This is a genomic window from Streptomyces sp. NPDC051180, assembly GCF_040689545.1.
Classification (GTDB): Bacteria; Actinomycetota; Actinomycetes; order Streptomycetales; family Streptomycetaceae; genus Streptomyces.
The window spans coordinates 300,671-317,683 of record NZ_JBFBBC010000005.1 but is presented as its reverse complement, the minus strand read 5'-3'; the positions used below and the strand labels follow the sequence as shown (position 1 = coordinate 317,683).

Annotated in this window: 18 protein-coding genes; 3 read left to right on the top strand and 15 right to left on the bottom strand. The window is 71.5% G+C overall.

Annotated elements, in window-relative coordinates; all coding sequences use genetic code 11:
- Positions 1–111 precede the first annotated feature (111 nt).
- The 4 genes from AB0424_RS12855 to AB0424_RS12840 form a co-directional block, all read right to left on the bottom strand.
- Positions 112–1,566, bottom strand: a complete 1,455-nt coding sequence (locus AB0424_RS12855) for an NAD(P)H-hydrate dehydratase (protein WP_366304617.1) — start codon at positions 1,564–1,566, stop codon at positions 112–114.
- Between the two features lie 181 nt (positions 1,567–1,747).
- Positions 1,748–2,116 (bottom strand): holo-ACP synthase, encoded by a 369-nt coding sequence (locus tag AB0424_RS12850; protein ID WP_366304616.1) that lies wholly within the window; start codon positions 2,114–2,116, stop codon positions 1,748–1,750.
- Positions 2,117–2,124: 8 nt separating this feature from the next.
- Positions 2,125–3,972 carry a glutamine--fructose-6-phosphate transaminase (isomerizing) gene (gene glmS / locus AB0424_RS12845; RefSeq protein ID WP_366304614.1) on the bottom strand — a complete coding sequence of 616 codons (1,848 nt, stop codon included), beginning with the start codon at positions 3,970–3,972 and terminating at the stop codon, positions 2,125–2,127.
- A 266-nt stretch (positions 3,973–4,238) separates the two neighbouring features.
- The gene (locus AB0424_RS12840; RefSeq protein ID WP_366304612.1) at positions 4,239–5,003 is read right to left on the bottom strand and encodes a hypothetical protein; all 765 of its coding nucleotides are present in this window, start codon (positions 5,001–5,003) and stop codon (positions 4,239–4,241) included.
- 183 nt (positions 5,004–5,186) lie between these two features.
- Here AB0424_RS12840 and coaA point away from each other — a divergent pair, with 183 nt between their 5' ends.
- Complete coding sequence (gene coaA / locus AB0424_RS12835) at positions 5,187–6,209, top strand: type I pantothenate kinase (protein ID WP_366304610.1); 1,023 nt, start codon at positions 5,187–5,189, stop codon at positions 6,207–6,209.
- An 18-nt stretch (positions 6,210–6,227) separates the two neighbouring features.
- Positions 6,228–7,178 (top strand): DUF389 domain-containing protein, encoded by a 951-nt coding sequence (locus tag AB0424_RS12830; RefSeq protein WP_366304609.1) that lies wholly within the window; start codon positions 6,228–6,230, stop codon positions 7,176–7,178.
- Positions 7,179–7,272: 94 nt separating this feature from the next.
- Here the strand turns inward: AB0424_RS12830 and glmM are convergent, their stop codons facing one another.
- From glmM to AB0424_RS12810, 4 genes are all read right to left on the bottom strand, one after another.
- Positions 7,273–8,631, bottom strand: coding sequence for a phosphoglucosamine mutase (gene glmM, locus AB0424_RS12825; RefSeq protein WP_366304607.1), 1,359 nt, complete (start codon positions 8,629–8,631; stop codon positions 7,273–7,275).
- A 116-nt stretch (positions 8,632–8,747) separates the two neighbouring features.
- Positions 8,748–9,260, bottom strand: coding sequence for a 30S ribosomal protein S9 (rpsI, locus tag AB0424_RS12820; RefSeq protein WP_015035601.1), 513 nt, complete (start codon positions 9,258–9,260; stop codon positions 8,748–8,750).
- A 44-nt stretch (positions 9,261–9,304) separates the two neighbouring features.
- The gene (gene rplM, locus AB0424_RS12815; protein ID WP_033201974.1) at positions 9,305–9,748 is read right to left on the bottom strand and encodes a 50S ribosomal protein L13; all 444 of its coding nucleotides are present in this window, start codon (positions 9,746–9,748) and stop codon (positions 9,305–9,307) included.
- A 295-nt stretch (positions 9,749–10,043) separates the two neighbouring features.
- Positions 10,044–11,675 (bottom strand): ATP-binding cassette domain-containing protein, encoded by a 1,632-nt coding sequence (locus AB0424_RS12810; RefSeq protein WP_366304604.1) that lies wholly within the window; start codon positions 11,673–11,675, stop codon positions 10,044–10,046.
- A 47-nt stretch (positions 11,676–11,722) separates the two neighbouring features.
- Between AB0424_RS12810 and AB0424_RS12805 the strand changes: the two genes are divergently transcribed.
- Positions 11,723–12,727 (top strand): hypothetical protein, encoded by a 1,005-nt coding sequence (locus AB0424_RS12805; RefSeq protein ID WP_366304603.1) that lies wholly within the window; start codon positions 11,723–11,725, stop codon positions 12,725–12,727.
- On the opposite strand, the gene truA is transcribed toward AB0424_RS12805, so the two are convergent.
- From truA to infA, 7 genes are all read right to left on the bottom strand, one after another.
- Positions 12,698–13,555, bottom strand: coding sequence for a tRNA pseudouridine(38-40) synthase TruA (gene truA / locus AB0424_RS12800; RefSeq protein ID WP_366304601.1), 858 nt, complete (start codon positions 13,553–13,555; stop codon positions 12,698–12,700). The genes AB0424_RS12805 and truA overlap by 30 nt on opposite strands.
- An 80-nt stretch (positions 13,556–13,635) precedes the next feature.
- Positions 13,636–14,100, bottom strand: coding sequence for a 50S ribosomal protein L17 (gene rplQ / locus AB0424_RS12795; RefSeq protein ID WP_017239591.1), 465 nt, complete (start codon positions 14,098–14,100; stop codon positions 13,636–13,638).
- Between the two features lie 173 nt (positions 14,101–14,273).
- Complete coding sequence (locus AB0424_RS12790) at positions 14,274–15,296, bottom strand: DNA-directed RNA polymerase subunit alpha (RefSeq protein WP_024755423.1); 1,023 nt, start codon at positions 15,294–15,296, stop codon at positions 14,274–14,276.
- 129 nt (positions 15,297–15,425) lie between these two features.
- Entirely contained in the window at positions 15,426–15,830 is a 405-nt protein-coding gene (gene rpsK, locus AB0424_RS12785; RefSeq protein WP_003956432.1) for a 30S ribosomal protein S11, read from the bottom strand.
- 66 nt (positions 15,831–15,896) lie between these two features.
- Complete coding sequence (gene rpsM / locus AB0424_RS12780; RefSeq protein WP_017239590.1) at positions 15,897–16,277, bottom strand: 30S ribosomal protein S13; 381 nt, start codon at positions 16,275–16,277, stop codon at positions 15,897–15,899.
- Between the two features lie 189 nt (positions 16,278–16,466).
- Positions 16,467–16,580: a 50S ribosomal protein L36 gene (gene rpmJ, locus AB0424_RS12775; protein ID WP_003956441.1), complete on the bottom strand. Its 114-nt coding sequence runs from the start codon at positions 16,578–16,580 to the stop codon at positions 16,467–16,469.
- A 63-nt stretch (positions 16,581–16,643) separates the two neighbouring features.
- Positions 16,644–16,865: a translation initiation factor IF-1 gene (infA, locus tag AB0424_RS12770; protein ID WP_003956442.1), complete on the bottom strand. Its 222-nt coding sequence runs from the start codon at positions 16,863–16,865 to the stop codon at positions 16,644–16,646.
- Positions 16,866–17,013 lie beyond the last annotated feature (148 nt).

The following is a 17,013-nucleotide window of genomic DNA, read 5'->3' as shown; positions in this document are numbered from 1 at the left end:
CCCACCCACCCCATCCCCCCGCCGCCCGCCCCGCGCGCCGGACGCCGCCTCTGGCCCAACGACTTCCCCCGACCGGGGCCCCGGGCAGGGTCGGGCCGGGCAGGGTCGGGGTTACGAGGCGGGCCGGTCGGGGGTCGTCACGTCGTGCCAGGCCGGCCGGAGCGCGTCGGCGACGTCGCCCGCCGTGATCGGCGCGGAGTGCGCGGAGGCCCGGCGGGCGGCGAGGCCGTGGAGGTAGGCGCCGCAGGAGCCAGCGTCCAGGGCGGGGAGCCCGGCGGCGAGGAGGGAGCCGCAGAGGCCGGACAGGACGTCGCCGCTGCCCGCGGTGGCGAGCCACGGGGTGCCGGTCGGGTTGACCCGTACGGGACCGGCGTCCGGGCCGCACACGAGCGTCGTGGAGCCCTTGAGCAGGACCGTCGCGCCGAAGCGGGCCGCGAGCGCGCGGACGGCTTCGAGCCGCCCCGCCTCGACCGTCTCCCGGGCGACGCCGAGGAGCGCCGCCGCCTCGCCCGCGTGCGGGGTGAGGAGGGTGGGCGCGGTGCGGCCCCGCACGACGGCCGGGTCGAGACCGCGCAGTCCGTCGGCGTCGACCAGGACGGGGACGTCGGTGGCGAGGACCTCGGCGACGACGCCGGTGTCGTCGCCGATGCCGGGACCGACGACCCATGCCTGGACCCGGCCCGCCCTGGCAGGCGGTCCGGCGTGGACCAGCGTCTCGGGGTGGGCGGCGATCACCGCGTCGGCGGCGGGCCCGACGTACCGGACGGCCCCGGCGCCGCCCCGCAGCGCCCCGGCCACGGCGAGGACGGCCGCGCCGGGGTAGCGGGCGGAGCCGGCGACGACGCCGAGGACACCGCGGCGGTACTTGTCGCTCTCGGCGCCGGGCGACGGCAGCAGCCGGGCGACGTCCTCGTGCTGGAGCGCCTCCAGCTCGGGGACGCCCGGCAGGACGGGCCCGAGGCCGATGTCGACGAGCCGCAGCGCCCCGGCGTACTCGCGTGCGGGGTCGACGAGCAGCCCCGGCTTGTACGTGCCGAAGGTGATCGTGGCGTCGGCCCGCAGCGCCTCCCCGCCGACCTCGCCGGTGTCGGCGTCGACCCCGCTGGGCAGGTCGACGGCGACGACGACCGCGCCGGAGCCGCGCGCGGCCCGGGCGACGGGGACGGCGTCGGGGCGCAGGCCGCCGTGTCCGCCGATGCCGGTGATGCCGTCGAGGACGAGGTCGGCGGCGGCGAGGGCGTCGAAGGGGTCGTCGGTGGTCCGGCCGCCCGCCGCCCGGAGGGCCGCGAGCCCGCCCTCGTGGGCCCGGGCCCCGAGCAGCACGGCCGTGACGCCGGCGCCGCGCCGGGCGAGCCGCGCGCCGGCGTACAGCGCGTCGCCGCCGTTGTCGCCGCTGCCGACGAGGAGGACGACCCTGGCCCCGTACACCCGCCCCTTGCCGAGGAGGGAGAAGCAGGCCGCGGCGAGTCCGGCGGCGGCCCGCTGCATGAGGGCGCCCGCGGGCAGGCGGGCCATGAGGGCGGCCTCTGCGGCCCGTACGGTCTCGACGCGGTGAGCGGTTCGCATGGTCCGCAGTCTGCCGCAGTCCCCGGGCACCCGCCCGGGACGAACCGCCGACGGCCGGGGCGGGCCGGGAGGCCCCACCCGCCGCCCTGCACCGACGAGGCCGGACCCGGCCCGTCGCCCCGGACCGGCAGGGGCCCGGCCGTCCGAGGACGGCCGGGCCCCTGGTGCCCCCGCGGGAGCGTCAGCCCTCGGCGATCACCACGGCCGAGGCCACCCCCGCGTCGTGGCTCAGCGAGACGTGCCAGTGCCGGACGCCGAGGTCCGCCGCACGGGCGGCCACGGTCCCCCGGACGCGCAGCCGCGGCTGACCGGTGCCCTCGACGTACACCTCGGCGTCCGTCCAGAGCAGCCCGCCCGGCGCCCCGAGCGCCTTCGCCAGTGCCTCCTTCGCGGCGAACCGCACCGCGAGCGAGGCCGGGCCGCGCCGCTCGCCGCTGGGGAGCAGCAGCTCGCTCTCGACGAAGAGGCGCTGGAGCAGCCCGGGCGTGCGCTCGATCGACGCGGCGAAGCGGTCGATCTCCGCCACGTCGATCCCCACCCCGATGATCATCTGTTACCTCACTCCACGGTCACGGATTTGGCCAGGTTGCGCGGCTGGTCGACCTCGTTGCCCCGCGCGGTGGCGAGCTCGCAGGCGAAGACCTGGAGCGGCACCGTGGAGACCAGCGGCTGGAGCAGCGTAGGCGTGGCCGGGATCCGGACGAGGTGGTCGGCGTACGGAACGACGGTCTCGTCGCCCTCCTCCGCGATGACGATGGTGCGCGCGCCCCTGGCCCGGATCTCCTGGATGTTGGAGACGATCTTGTCGTGGAGGACCGAGCGGCCCTTGGGCGAGGGGACGACCACGACGACGGGCACGTCCTCCTCGATGAGGGCGATCGGCCCGTGCTTGAGCTCTCCCGCGGCGAAGCCCTCGGCGTGCATGTACGCCAGTTCCTTGAGCTTCAGGGCGCCCTCCAGGGCCACCGGGTATCCGACGTGCCGGCCGAGGAACAGGACGGTGTCCTTGTCGGCGAGGGAGCGGGCGAGGGCCCGTACGGGCTCCATGGTCTCCAGGACCCGCTCGACCTCGTCGCCGATGCGGGCGAGCTCGCCGATGACGGCGTGGATCTCGTCGCCCCACTTGGTGCCGCGGACCTGTCCCAGGTAGAGCGCGAGGAGGTAGCAGGCGACGAGCTGGGTGAGGAACGCCTTCGTCGACGCGACGGCGACCTCGGGTCCGGCGTGCGTGTAGAGCACGGCGTCCGATTCCCTGGGGATCGTGGAGCCGTTGGTGTTGCAGACGGCGAGCACCTTGGCGCCCTGCTCGCGGGCGTGGCGCAGCGCCATCAGGGTGTCCATGGTCTCGCCGGACTGGGAGATGGCGATGACGAGGGTCCGCCGGCCGAGGATCGGGTCGCGGTAGCGGAACTCGCTGGCGAGCTCGACCTCGCACGGGATGCGGGTCCAGTGCTCGATGGCGTACTTGGCGATCATCCCGGCGTGGAAGGCGGTGCCGCACGCGATGATGACGATCTTGTCGGCCTCGCGGAGCACGGTGTCGGGGATGCGCACCTCGTCGAGGGTGAGCCGGCCGGCGGCGTCGATCCGTCCCAGGAGGGTGTCGGCGACCGCCTTGGGCTGCTCGGCGATCTCCTTGAGCATGAAGTAGTCGTAGCCGCCCTTCTCGGCGGCGGAGGCGTCCCAGTCGACGTGGTAGGCGCGCACGTCGGCCGGTGCCCCGTCGAAGTCGGTGACGGTGACGCCGTCCCGGGTGAGTTCGACGACCTGGTCCTGGCCGAGCTCGATCGCCGAGCGGGTGTGGGCGATGAAGGCGGACACGTCGGAGGCGAGGAAGTTCTCGCCCTCGCCGACGCCGACGACGAGGGGCGAGTTGCGGCGGGCGCCGACGACCACGTCGGGCTGGTCGGCGTGGACCGCGACGAGGGTGAACGCCCCGTCGAGGCGCCGGCACACCAGCCGCATGGCCTCGGCGAGGTCGCCCGCGGAGGAGAACTCCTCCGCGAGGAGGTGGGCGACGACCTCGGTGTCCGTCTCGGAGCGGAGGTCGTGGCCACGGCCGGCGAGCTCCTCGCGCAGGGCGGCGAAGTTCTCGATGATGCCGTTGTGGACGACGGCGACGCGCCCGGCGTTGTCGAGATGGGGGTGCGCGTTGGCGTCGGTCGGCCCGCCGTGGGTGGCCCACCGGGTGTGTCCGATGCCCACGGAGCCGCCGGCGAGCGGCCGGTCCACGAGCTCCTTCTCCAGGTTGACGAGCTTGCCCGCCTTCTTGGCCGCGGCGAGCCCCCCGTCGGAGAGCACCGCGACACCGGCCGAGTCGTAACCCCGGTATTCGAGCCGCTTGAGGCCCGCGACCACTACGTCAAGTGCCGACTGCCCGCCGGCATATCCCACGATTCCGCACATGGCGGCAGCCTAGGGGGTGTCTTGTCGATCGGGCCGGATCAGGGAGCGGTGTCTGGTGCCGTGGCTCGCAAGGCGGAGGAGGGAGCCAACGCGGAGCGTCGGCGACCGACGACAACGCGGCGAGGCATGGTGCCAGGCGCCGCGAGCCCGGCCCGATCGGCAAGACACCCCCTAGGACGGATGCCGGCCGGAGGGCCGGAGTCGGGCCGGTTCGACGGCCGCGCGTCGGACCGGGGCCGGGGGGGGCGCCCCGGCCGCCGGGTGGCTCAGCCGAGCTTGGCGGCCTGGGCCTCGACGACGGGCGTCGGCAGCTCCTTGACGCCGCCGGGCGCGAAGCTGATGGTCGAGAACGAGGCGAGCGCGTTCCCCTTGCGGAAGACGACGAGCTTGCTGACGAACGGCTCGCCCTCCATGTCGGTGGTGACGGTGAAGGCGACCGCCTCGTCGCCCGCGGTGACGCTCTCGGCGGCGACCTTGGCGACCTTCGTCCTCTCGGCGCCGTGGACCACGGAGAAGCCGCCGGCGCACTCGGTGCCGGCCGCCTTCACCGAGGCGAAGGCGGACTGGGCGCCCTGACCGTCGTACGAGCCGAGGGTCACCGCCGTCATCTGCACGCCAAGCGCCCCGAGGACGGCATCCTCCGGCGCGGCCGAGGCGTCCTTCTTCGGCTCGGCGAGCACCTGGCGCGTGGCCGTCGCGGCGGCCGAGCCGGGCGAGACGAAGGACATGGCGTGGGCGATCGGCACGCAGGCGGCCTTGTCGGAGGTGACCTTGTCGGCCGTGACGACGTCCTCGGCGTCGGCCTTCTGCACCTGGTAGCCCTTGAGGTCGGCCGTCCCGACGACGAGCTTGTCCAGCTCCGCCGCGGACAGTGCCTTCGCCGGGGGCGCGGCGGCGGTGGCGGAGGCGCTGGGCGCGGCGGTCCCGCCCGCCTCCTTGCCGTCGCTCTTCCCGCCGCCGCACGCGGTGACGAGCAGGGCGAGGGAGACGGCGGTGGCGGCGACGGCGGCGGTTCTGACGGACGTACGCATCGGTGGTGACTCTCTGTCTCTCGTGGTTCCTCAGCGTGCCGCCGGCGGCGGCTCCCCCCGCGTGAAGGACGGGAGCCCACGCGGCATCAGCATGATCGCCCCGGGACGGTGGCCGGACAACGGCTTTTGCGGCGTGACCGACCCCACCATCCACGGACGCCGCCGACCCCCGACAATGGCGGGGTGATCACTTCGCCGCCACGAAGCTCCAACGGAGACGGCCGCCGCGACGGCGCCGCGCACGGACCCGGCCACCGCCGGCCGGCCGAGGCGACCCCGTACGTCGACTTCACCCGGGCCGAGTGGAGCGCCCTGCGCGACAAGACGCCGCTTCCGCTCACCGCCGACGAGGTCGAGCGGCTGCGCGGTCTGGGCGACGTCATCGACCTCGACGAGGTCAGGGACGTCTATCTGCCGCTCTCCCGGCTCCTCAACCTGTACGTGCAGGCCACCAGCGGTCTGCGCGGCGCGCTCAACACCTTCCTCGGGGAGAGCGCCGAGCAGCCGGGCACGCCGTTCGTCATAGGGGTCGCCGGTTCGGTGGCCGTCGGCAAGTCGACGGTCTCCCGCCTCCTCCAGGCCCTGCTCGCCCGCTGGCCGGAGCACCCCCGGGTGGAGCTGGTGACCACGGACGCCTTCCTCTATCCGATGGAGGAGCTGAAGGCGCGCGGCCTGATGTCCCGCAAGGGCTTCCCCGAGTCGTACGACCGCCGGGCGCTGACCCGGTTCGTCGCGGACATCAAGGCGGGCAAGGACGAGGTCACGGCCCCGGTCTACTCGCACCTGATCTACGACCGGGTGCCCGGCGAGCGGCTCGTCGTACGCCGTCCCGACATCCTCATCGTGGAGGGGCTGAACGTCCTCCAGCCGGCCCTGCCCGGCAAGGACGGCCGCACCCGGGTGGGCCTGGCCGACTACTTCGACTTCTCGGTGTACGTGGACGCGCGCGCGGAGGACATCGAGCGGTGGTACCTCAACCGCTTCCGCAAGCTCAGGGACACCGCGTTCCAGAACCCGTCCTCCTACTTCCAGCGCTACACCCAGGTCTCCGAGGAGGAGGCGCTCGACTACGCCCGCACCATGTGGCGGACCATCAACAAGGTGAACCTGCTGGAGAACGTGGCCCCGACCCGCGGCCGCGCGACGCTCGTCGTCCGCAAGGGCTCGGACCACAAGGTGCAGAAGCTGAGCCTGCGCAAGCTCTGAGGTCCGTAAGCTCGGCCCATGCTGCATCTGCGGATCATCGTCCCTGCGGACCGCACCGCCGCCGCGGTCGAGCTGATCGAGTCGACGGTCGGCACCACGCACCTGGTGGTGCTGCCGGGCGTGGCCAGGGAGCCCGTCGGCGACCTGGTCCTGTGCGACACGGCCCGCGAGGCGGCCGACGAACTGCTGCACAAACTGCGGGAGATGGGAATCGACCGGGACGGGTCGATCGCGGTGGAGAGCATCGACCTGTCGATGTCCACGCGGGCGGACACGGCCGAGGAGGAGGCCCCGGGCGAGGGCGCGGACGCCGTCATCTGGGAGCAGCTGGCCGAGGCGACCCACGAGGAGTCGACGCTCTCCTTCACCTATCTGTCGTTCATGGGGCTCGCGACGATGATCGCGGCCTGCGGCGTCGTCCTGGACAACGCGATCCTGATCGTGGGCGCCATGGCGGTCGGGCCGGAGTTCGGGCCTCTCGCCGGGGTGTGCACGGCGATCGTGCAGCGGGCGCCGAGACTGGCGGCCCGCTCGCTGATCGCGCTGCTCATCGGCTTCGCGACGGCGATCCTGACGACGACCCTGTTCAGCGTGGTGATGGACTGGATGGGCCTGTTCAGCCAGTCCATGCTCGACGCGGACCGTCCGCAGACCAGCTTCATCTGGCAGCCCGACCTGTTCTCCTTCGTGGTGGCGCTCCTCGCGGGCGCGGCCGGCACCCTCTCGCTGACCTCGTCCAAGTCGGGCGCCCTGGTGGGCGTGGCGATCTCGGTGACGACGGTCCCGGCGGCGGCGAACGCCGCGGTGGCGCTGAGCTACGGCGAGTACGCGCAGATGAGCGGGTCCATCGGGCAGCTGCTGCTCAACCTGCTGGGGATCATGCTGGCGGGTACGGCGACCCTGGCCCTGCAGCAGCGACTGTGGCGGACCCACCGCGGGCGGCTCAAGCGCCGGCTGCGCAGGGGCTGACACCGGCCCGGCCGCCTCGTACGAAAGGGCCCGCCGCACCGTGGATCCGGTGCGGCGGGCCCTCACGCGTCTGCATGACGGTGCCTCAGAAAGGTTATCCCAGCGCGGACTTCACCGCGTCCGCGAGGCGCTGCGCGACCGCGCGGGCCTGCTCGATGTCGGCCGCCTCGACCATGACGCGGACCAGCGGCTCGGTGCCGGAGGGGCGCAGCAGGACGCGGCCGGTGGCGCCGAGCTCCTGCTCGGCGGCGGTGACCGCGGCGGCGAGGTCGCCGGAGGTCGCCACCCGGGACTTGTCGACGTCGGGGACGTTGATGAGGATCTGCGGCAGCCGCTCCATCACGCCGGCGAGGTCCGCGAGGGACTTGCCGGTGGCCGCGACGCGGGCGGCCAGCATGAGGCCGGTGAGGGTGCCGTCGCCGGTGGTGGCGTGGTCGAGCACGATGACGTGGCCGGACTGTTCGCCGCCGAGGGCGAAGCCGTTCTCCTTCATGGACTCCAGGACGTAGCGGTCGCCGACCGCGGTCTGGACGAGGGTGAGGCCCTCGCGCTCCATGGCGAGCTTGAAGCCCAGGTTGGACATGACGGTCGCGACGACGGTGTCGCCGCGCAGCGTGCCGGCCTCGCGCATGGCGAGCGAGAGCACGGCGAGGATCTGGTCGCCGTCGACCTCGTTGCCCGCGGCGTCCACGGCGAGGCAGCGGTCGGCGTCGCCGTCGTGGGCGATGCCCAGGTCGGCGCCGTGCTCGACGACGGCGGCGCGCAGCGGGCCGAGGTGGGTGGAGCCACAGCCGTCGTTGATGTTGAGGCCGTCCGGCTCGGCGCCGATGGTGACGACCCGGGCGCCGGCGCGGGCGAAGGCTTCGGGCGAGACGTGGGCGGCGGCGCCGTGGGCCTCGTCGAGGACGATCGTGAGGCCGTCGAGCCGGTTGGGGAGGACGGACATCAGGTGCGAGACGTACGTCTCGAAGCCCTCGTCGTAGTCACGGACGCGGCCGACGCCGGAACCGGTGGGGCGCTCCCAGGGGGCGCCGGTGCGGTGCTCCTCGTACACGGCCTCGATCTTGTCCTCCAGCTCGTCGGCGAGCTTGTGGCCGCCGCGGGCGAAGAACTTGATGCCGTTGTCGGGCATGGCGTTGTGGCTCGCGGAGAGCATCACGCCGAGGTCGGCGCCGAGGACGCCGGTGAGGTGGGCCACGGCCGGGGTGGGCAGCACGCCCACGCGCAGCACGTCGACGCCGGCGCTGGCCAGCCCCGCCACGACGGCCGCCTCCAGGAACTCTCCGGACGCGCGGGGGTCACGCCCGACCACGGCGGTCGGCCGGTGGCCCTCGAAGGTGCCCGCCTCGGCCAGCACGTGCGCCGCCGCGACCGACAGGCCGAGCGCCAGCTCCGCCGTCAGGTCCGCGTTGGCAACGCCGCGTACGCCGTCCGTGCCGAAGAGTCGTCCCACAGCTGTCCTCCGAGAAATACGTGCCCGAGCCGAAAAGAAAGAGGTTATGAAAAAACGTACGCCCCGACGGCACGGGCAGTGCCGCCGGGGCGTACGAGAACAGTCCGAGCAGGCGATTAACGCTTGCTGTACTGCGGGGCCTTACGGGCCTTCTTGAGACCGGCCTTCTTGCGCTCGACCGCACGGTCGTCGCGGGAGAGGAAGCCGGCCTTCTTCAGCGCCGGGCGGTTGTTCTCGACGTCCGCCTCGTTCAGCGCACGGGCCACGCCGAGGCGCAGGGCGCCGGCCTGACCGGAGACACCGCCACCCGCGATGCGGGCGATGACGTCGTAGCGGTTGTCGAGCTCGAGCACCTTGAAGGGCTCGTTGACTTCCTGCTGGTGCACCTTGTTGGGGAAGTAGTCCTCAAGGGTGCGACCGTTGATCTTCCACTTGCCGGTGCCCGGAACGATCCGGACGCGGGCGATGGCGTTCTTGCGACGGCCCAGGCCGGCGGCCGGCTGCGGGTCGCCGAAGCGGGACGCGAGCGACTCGGAGGTGTACTCACCCTCGACGAGCTCGGTCTCGGTGGTGTACTCCTCGACGCCCTCGAACTCGTCGACGGGGGTCTCGGGGGTGGTCTCGGCCACGATGCTCCTCAGATTTCTTTCGTTCTTAGGGGGTGTGGCCGGAACTACTGCGCGACCTGGGTGATCTCGAACGGAACCGGCTGCTGCGCAGCGTGCGGGTGGTTCTCGCCCGCGTAGACCTTCAGCTTCGAGATCATCTGACGGCCCAGGGAGTTCTTGGGGATCATGCCCTTGATGGCCTTCTCGACGGCCTTCTCGGGGTTCTTGTCCAGCAGCTCGTCGTAGCGGACGGAGCGCAGACCACCCGGGAAGCCGGAGTGGCGGTACGCCAGCTTCTGGGTCTTCTTGTTGCCGGACAGGTGCACCTTGTCAGCGTTGATGATGATGACGAAGTCGCCCATGTCCATGTGCGGGGCGTAGACCGGCTTGTGCTTGCCTCGCAGGAGGTTCGCAGCCGTGGTCGCCAGACGGCCCAGGACAACGTCCTGCGCGTCGATGATGTGCCACTGGCGAGTGACATCGCCGGGCTTGGGGCTGTACGTACGCACTTCGTAGCCTTCGCTTCTTCAGTGGATGGAGTCCAGACACACCTGAAGCGATCATGCAGCTGGGGCCTGCACTGCCGGGAACATCGCCCGTATGCGAGCCACTGGTAACTGCTCCAGGGAACCTGCGTGAGGCTTCTCCGTCGGAGGACGACGAAGCCCACACGCATAACAAACCGCAACAGTACCCGCGCCGCCCCCGACGGGTCAAAACGCCCCGAGACCCGCGGCAGCCCCGCCGCGGGCTACCGACCACCGGCCGCCCCGCCGCCGGCCGCCCGGCCGCGGGCTCCCGAGGTCAGCGCTCCCGCTCGACCCGACGCTCGTCCCACACCGGCTCGGTCGTCTCCCGTACGACGCCGTCCGATCCGAAGACCAGGAAGCGGTCGAAGGACTTCGCGAACCACCGGTCGTGCGTGACGGCCATCACGGTCCCGTCGTAGGACTCCAGGCCGTCCTGGAGGGCCTCGGCCGACTCCAGGTCCAGGTTGTCCGTCGGCTCGTCCAGGAGCAGCGCGGTGGTGCCCGCGAGCTCCAGGAGCAGGATCTGGAAGCGGGCCTGCTGGCCGCCCGAGAGCTTGTCGAAGGGCTGGTCGCCCTGGCGCTCCAGCTCGTACCTGCGCAGCACGGACATGGCCTGGCCGCGGTCCTTGGCGTGCTCCGTCCACAGGATGTCGACGAGCGGCCGGCCGGCCAGCTCCGGGTGGGCGTGGGTCTGCGCGAAGTGTCCCGGCACGACCCGCGCGCCGAGCTTCCAGACGCCCGTGTGGGCGACCGACTCGTCGCCGGCGAGCAGCCGCAGGAAGTGTGACTTGCCCGACCCGTTCGAGCCGAGGACCGCGACCCGCTCCCCGTAGAAGATCTCCAGCGAGAACGGCTTCATCAGACCGGTCAGCTCAAGGTTCTCGCAGGTCACGGCACGCACACCGGTCCGGCCGCCGCGCAGCCGCATCCGGATGTCCTGCTCGCGCGGCGGCTCCGGCGGCGGACCCGCCTCCTCGAACTTCCGCAGCCGGGTCTGCGCCGCCGCGTACCGGGAGGCCATGTCATGGCTGACGGCCGCCGCCTGCCGCAGGTTGAGGACCAGCTTCTTCAGCTGGGCGTGCTTCTCCTCCCAGCGCCGCTTCAGCTCCTCGAAGCGGGCGAACCGCTCCCGGCGCGCCTCGTGGAACGTGTCGAAGCCGCCACCGTGCACCCACACGTCCGAACCGGCCGGGCCGGGCTCGACCGCGACGATCTTCTGCGCGCCCCGGGAGAGCAGCTCCCGGTCGTGGGAGATGAAGAGCACGGTCTTGCGGGTCTCCCGCAGCCGCTCCTCCAGCCACCGCTTGCCGGGCACGTCGAGGTAGTTGTCCGGCTCGTCGAGGAGCAGCACCTCGTCGGGGCCGCGCAGCAGCGACTCCAGGACGAGCCGCTTCTGCTCGCCGCCGGAGAGCGTCCGCACCTGCCGGAACTGGGCCTTCTCGTACGGCACGCCGAGCGCGGCCATGGTGCAGATGTCCCAGACGGTCTCCGCCTCGTAGCCCTGCACCTCGGCCCAGTCGCTGAGGGCCTGCGCGTACTTCATCTGCGCGGCCTCGTCGTCGACGGTCATGATCAGGTGCTCGGCCGCGTCGACCGCCTTCGCGGCCTCCCGGATCCGGGGCTGGGCGACCGAGACCAGCAGGTCGCGGACGGTCGACTCGTCCCGTACGGAGCCGACGAACTGCGGCATCACGCCGAGCCCGCCGCTGACGGTGACGGTGCCGCCGTGCGGCTGGAGCTCCCCGGAGATCAGCCGGAGCAGTGTGGTCTTGCCGGCGCCGTTGGCCCCGACGAGGGCGACGACGGCGCCCTCCCCGACCCGGAAGGAGGCGTCCCCGAGCAGGACCCTCCCGTCGGGAAGGTAGTACTCAAGATGCGCGGCCTCGACATGTCCCATGGGGTGCATTGTCGCCGCCCGCGTCCGCTCCGCCCAACCGGTTTAGGATGCGCGGCATGAGCTTTGGGGGACCGCAGTGGCCGCAGGAGCCGCAGCAGCAGGGGCAGCAGGGGTACGGACAGCAGCCCGGGCAGGGACAGCAGGGGTACGGCGGACAGCAGGGGTACGGGCAGCAGCAGCCGTACGGCGGGCAGCAGGGGTACGGTCAGCCGAACCCCTTCCCCGGCGCGCAGGAGCCCTTCCCGGGCGCCCAGGGCGGCGGTCCTACCCCTGACTGGGGCGCCCTCGCCGACGCGTCCGCCCACCGGGGCCGCCGCAAGCGCTGGCTGCTGATCGGCGGCGGGGTCCTGGCCACCCTGGCGGTGGGTGCGATCGTCGCCACCGCGGTGGTCGCGACGAACAAGAACAACGACGCGTCGAAGAACGGCGGCGGGGACCCCACCGGCGCGGTCTCCCCCACCGGCACGCCCACCCCGGAGCCGACCTTCTCCTCGGTGGCACCGCCGCCCCCGCCGAACCCGATGGACTACATCTCGGACCCGAAGAAGGACAAGGCCCCGCTCTCCGCCGAGGGCCTCTTCCCCGGCAAGCAGCTGACCTGGAACAAGCGCCCCTACAAGAAGGGCGCGACCTCGGCGACGACGAACTGCGCGGCGGTCACCCAGGGCGGCCTCGGCGCCGTCCTGAAGAACAACGGCTGCCAGCGGGTGCTGCGCGCCACCTACGTGAAGGACGGCGTGGCGATCACCGTCGGCGTCGCCGTCTTCCCCTCCGAGGCGGCCGCCCTCAAGGCGAAGACCCAGGCCACCGGCGGCATCGCCCCGCTCGTCGGCGCCGGCGTGGGCGACTTCTGCCACGCCACCGTCTGCCTGCGCCGCTCGAACTCGATCGGCCGGTACGCGTACTTCACCCAGGCCGGTTTCACCGACGGCAAGAAGGTCACCAAGGCCGACCAGCCCGTCTTCCGGGCCAGCGACGACCTCGGCACCTTCGCCTTCAACCAGATCTACGCCCGCGGCCGCGCCCAGGCATCAGCAGCAGCCGGCGCTCCCGGGGAGTGACCGCTTGTTCCTGGCCTCCACGCTGCGGGCGGCCAGGAGCTCGTCAGCCGGGTAGCCGACCTCTTCGAGGGTGAGGCCGTGCGGCCGTACGACGTGCACGGCCGAGTCCCGGACGCCGGCGGCGAGCACCTTGCCCGGCCAGTCCGCCGGACGGTGGCCGTCGCCCACGAACAGCATCGCGCCGACCAGCGAGCGGACCATGTTGTGGCAGAAGGCGTCCGCCTTGACGGTCGCCTCCAGGATCCCGTCGTCCCGCCGCTCCCAGCGCAGCTCCTGGAGGGTGCGGATGGTGGTCGCGCCCTCGCGCTTCTTGCAGTACGCGGCGAAGTCGTGCTCGCCGACGAGGGCGGCGGCCGCCTCGTTCATGGCGTCCATGTCGAGGGCCCAGTCGTGCCACAGGACGTGCCCGCGCAGCAGCGGGTCGACGCCGCCGGGGTCGTCCGTGACCCGGTAGGCGTACCGGCGCCAGATCGCGGCGAACCGGGCGTTGAAACCGGCCGGCGCCTCCTCGACCCGCCACACCCGGACGTCGTGGGAGAGCCGTCCCGCGAGCCGCCGCAGCAGCTTGTCGCGGTGCTCGGCCCACAGCTCCAGGGGCAGGTCGACGTGGGCGACCTGGCCGCGGGCGTGCACCCCGGCGTCGGTCCGGCCCGCGACGGTCAGCTCGTACGTCTCCTTGGAGCGGGTCACGGTCCGCAGGGCGTCCTCGATGTCCCCCTGCACGGTCCGCCGCCCCTGCGACTGCTTGGCCCAGCCGGAGAAGTCCCTGCCGTCGTACGACAGGTCAAGCCGTACCCGTACGTATCCGTCCTGCACGTCGTCGCTCACGCGGAAATCCTCTCAGAGACACGGGAGCGGGCCCGCACCCCAGGGGGTACGGGCCCGCACACGAGAAACGTCGGGAACGCTTACGCGTCCTTCGACTCCTCGGCCGGAGCCTCGGCGGCCGCGTCGGCCTCCTTGACGGCGCGCACGGTGGCGGCCTCGGCCTCGGCGACGGTCGCCTTCTTGGCGATCTCGCCCTCGACCAGCTCGATCACGGCCATCGGGGCGTTGTCGCCACGACGGTTGCCGATCTTGGTGATACGGGTGTAGCCACCCGGACGCTCCGAGTAACGCGGGGCGATCTCGGTGAAGAGGGTGTGGACGATCCCCTTGTCGGTGATCGACTGCAGCACCAGGCGACGGTTGTGGATGTCGCCCTTCTTCGCCTTGGTGATCAGGCGCTCGGCGACCGGACGCAGGCGACGGGCCTTGGCCTCGGTCGTGGTGATGCGGCCGTGCTCGAAGAGCGACTTCGCCAGGTTGGCGAGGAGCAGCTTCTCGTGCGCGGCGGAACCGCCGAGGCGGGCACCCTTCGCGGGACGCGGCATGGTGTTTCTCCTTGTGATCTGCACCGGCCGTGTGAGGTACCGATGTCAGTGTCCGAGCGGGCGGTCACCCGTCGGAGATCCGGGTCCCCGAAGGGGCCCGGAGAAGGGCGCGGGGACCGTGCGACGAAGCACGATGCACCCGCACCCGGGTACGGACCGTGAGGCCCGAGTTCTCAGTACTGCTCGGTCTCGACGAAACCGGCGTCCGCGTCGTCGTCGGCGCCGAAGGCGTCGGCGGCGGCGGTCGGGTCGAATCCGGGCGGGCTGTCCTTGAGGGCCAGGCCCATGCCGGCCAGCTTCGCCTTGACCTCGTCGATCGACTTCGCACCGAAGTTGCGGATGTCGAGCAGGTCGGCCTCGGAACGCGCCACGAGCTCACCCACGGAGTGGATGCCCTCGCGCTTGAGGCAGTTGTACGAACGAACGGTGAGCTCGAGCTCCTCGATCGGCAGCGCCAGGTCGGCGGCGAGGGCGGCGTCCGTCGGGGACGGGCCCATGTCGATGCCCTCGGCGTCGATGTTGAGCTCGCGCGCCAGACCGAACAGCTCGACCAGGGTCTTGCCGGCGGACGCCATGGCGTCACGCGGGCGCATGGCCTGCTTGGTCTCGACGTCGACGATCAGCTTGTCGAAGTCGGTGCGCTGCTCGACACGGGTCGCCTCGACCTTGTACGTGACCTTGAGCACCGGGGAGTAGATGGAGTCGACCGGGATACGGCCGATCTCCTGGCCCGCCTGCTTGTTCTGCACGGCGGAGACGTAGCCGCGACCGCGCTCGACGGTCAGCTCCATCTCCAGCTTGCCCTTGCCGTTGAGCGTGGCGAGGACGAGGTCGGGGTTGTGCACCTCGACACCGGCCGGGGGCGCGATGTCGGCGGCGGTGACCAGACCCGGGCCCTGCTTGCGCAGGTACATCACGACCGGCTCGTCGTGCTCCGAGGAGACGACCAGCTGCTTGATGTTGAGGATGAGGTCGGTGACGTCCTCCTTGACACCCGGCACGGTGGTGAACTCGTGCAGGACGCCGTCGATGCGGATGCTGGTGACAGCGGCACCCGGGATCGAGGAGAGGAGGGTACGGCGGAGGGAGTTGCCGAGGGTGTAACCGAAGCCCGGCTCCAGCGGCTCGATCACGAACCGGGAGCGGAACTCGTCGACGACCTCTTCGGTCAGCGACGGACGCTGAGCGATCAGCATGTCTCTTTGTCCTTCAGTCGTGGACGCCCACTATTTGACGCCCGACGGATCACTTCTCGTACTGCAAGGGTACGGGCGGCACGGTCCGAAGAGCCGTACCGCCCGAAGTCCTGAACAAGCAGCCGTGCGTCAGACGCGGCGGCGCTTGGGGGGACGGCAGCCGTTGTGCGGCGTGGGGGTGACGTCCTGGATCGAACCGACCTCGAGGCCCGTGGCCTGGAGGGAGCGGATCGCGGTCTCACGGCCGGAGCCGGGACCCTTGACGAAGACGTCGACCTTGCGCATGCCGTGCTCCTGCGCGCGGCGGGCGGCCGACTCGGCGGCCATCTGCGCGGCGAAGGGGGTGGACTTGCGCGAGCCCTTGAAGCCGACGTGGCCGGCGGAGGCCCAGGAGATCACGTTGCCCGAGGGGTCCGTGATCGAGACGATCGTGTTGTTGAACGTGCTCTTGATGTGCGCGTGGCCGTGAGCGACGTTCTTCTTTTCCTTGCGGCGCACCTTCTTGGCAGCGCCCTGACGACCCTTGGGGGGCATCTATAACTCCTACGGGAGGTGGTCGGTCCTACAGCGAAGACCGCTTGGTCAAGCGTCCGCTGAGGACTACTTCTTGCCCGGCTTCTTCTTGCCGGCGATGGCGCGACGCGGGCCCTTGCGGGTACGAGCGTTCGTGCTGGTGCGCTGGCCGCGGACGGGCAGGCCACGACGGTGGCGGAGGCCCTGGTAGCAGCCGATCTCGACCTTGCGGCGGATGTCGGCGGCGATCTCGCGACGGAGGTCACCCTCGGTCTGGAGGTTGGCGTCCACGTACTCGCGGATCTTGACGAGGTCTTCCTCGGCAAGGTCGCGGACACGGGTGGACGGGTTCACACCGGTCGAGGCGAGGATCTCCTCGGACCGGGTACGCCCGATGCCGAAGACGTAGGTGAGTGCGACCACCACACGCTTTTCGCGCGGGATGTCAACACCGGAAACGCGTGCCATTCAATGGCTCCTGTGTTCTCGGGGGTCTGCTGCAGAACCGTTCCCGGCTGCCGTATGAGGTACAGGTCGGGTCCCCGGCCCCCGCCGGAGGTGCCGTCAACCGTGGGACACGGTCGGACGGGCTCTGCGTATGTACGTATTGCTATGCGTCGCGCGAAGAACTGCGAAATGCAGGTCGGTCGGCGTGCGTCAGCCCTGGCGCTGCTTGTGGCGCAGGTTGTCGCAGATGACCATGACCCGGCCGTGACGGCGGATCACCTTGCACTTGTCGCAGATCTTCTTGACGCTCGGCTTGACCTTCATGGGATGTGAGGTTCTCCGGGTCAGTGCCACCACCCGCGCACGAAGGCGGGGTGCGGGCAAGATCTACTTGTACCGGTAGACGATCCGGCCACGCGTCAGGTCGTAGGGAGAGAGCTCCACCACGACCCGGTCGTCCGGAAGGATTCGGATGTAGTGCATCCGCATCTTGCCGGAGATGTGCGCGAGGACCTTGTGACCGTTCTGGAGCTCCACCTTGAACATGGCGTTCGGGAGGGACTCGATCACGGTGCCCTCGATTTCGATGGCACCTTGCTTCTTGGCCACGCTTCGCCTTTCGAATCGGCTACCTTGATCGACTCTCGACGCCGCATGCGGACACACGGGTACACGAGAGCCGACGCATCAGTCTACGTCAGGCCCCAGGAAAAGACGAATCGGGAAGTCTGCCCACGCGAGGAGATCCTTACGCAAG

Excerpts from the sequence above, each read along its gene's own strand:
- AB0424_RS12855 (WP_366304617.1), bottom strand. The coding sequence starts at position 1,566 with ATGCGAACCGCTCACCGCGTCGAGACCGTACGGGCCGCAGAGGCCGCC.
- AB0424_RS12850 (WP_366304616.1), bottom strand. The coding sequence starts at position 2,116 with ATGATCATCGGGGTGGGGATCGACGTGGCGGAGATCGACCGCTTCGCC.
- glmS (WP_366304614.1), bottom strand. The coding sequence starts at position 3,972 with ATGTGCGGAATCGTGGGATATGCCGGCGGGCAGTCGGCACTTGACGTA.
- AB0424_RS12840 (WP_366304612.1), bottom strand. The coding sequence starts at position 5,003 with ATGCGTACGTCCGTCAGAACCGCCGCCGTCGCCGCCACCGCCGTCTCC.
- AB0424_RS12830 (WP_366304609.1), top strand. The coding sequence starts at position 6,228 with ATGCTGCATCTGCGGATCATCGTCCCTGCGGACCGCACCGCCGCCGCG.
- AB0424_RS12810 (WP_366304604.1), bottom strand. The coding sequence starts at position 11,675 with ATGCACCCCATGGGACATGTCGAGGCCGCGCATCTTGAGTACTACCTT.
- AB0424_RS12805 (WP_366304603.1), top strand. The coding sequence starts at position 11,723 with ATGAGCTTTGGGGGACCGCAGTGGCCGCAGGAGCCGCAGCAGCAGGGG.
- rplQ (WP_017239591.1), bottom strand. The coding sequence starts at position 14,100 with ATGCCGCGTCCCGCGAAGGGTGCCCGCCTCGGCGGTTCCGCCGCGCAC.
- AB0424_RS12790 (WP_024755423.1), bottom strand. The coding sequence starts at position 15,296 with ATGCTGATCGCTCAGCGTCCGTCGCTGACCGAAGAGGTCGTCGACGAG.
- rpsK (WP_003956432.1), bottom strand. The coding sequence starts at position 15,830 with ATGCCCCCCAAGGGTCGTCAGGGCGCTGCCAAGAAGGTGCGCCGCAAG.
- rpsM (WP_017239590.1), bottom strand. The coding sequence starts at position 16,277 with ATGGCACGCGTTTCCGGTGTTGACATCCCGCGCGAAAAGCGTGTGGTG.
- rpmJ (WP_003956441.1), bottom strand. The coding sequence starts at position 16,580 with ATGAAGGTCAAGCCGAGCGTCAAGAAGATCTGCGACAAGTGCAAGGTG.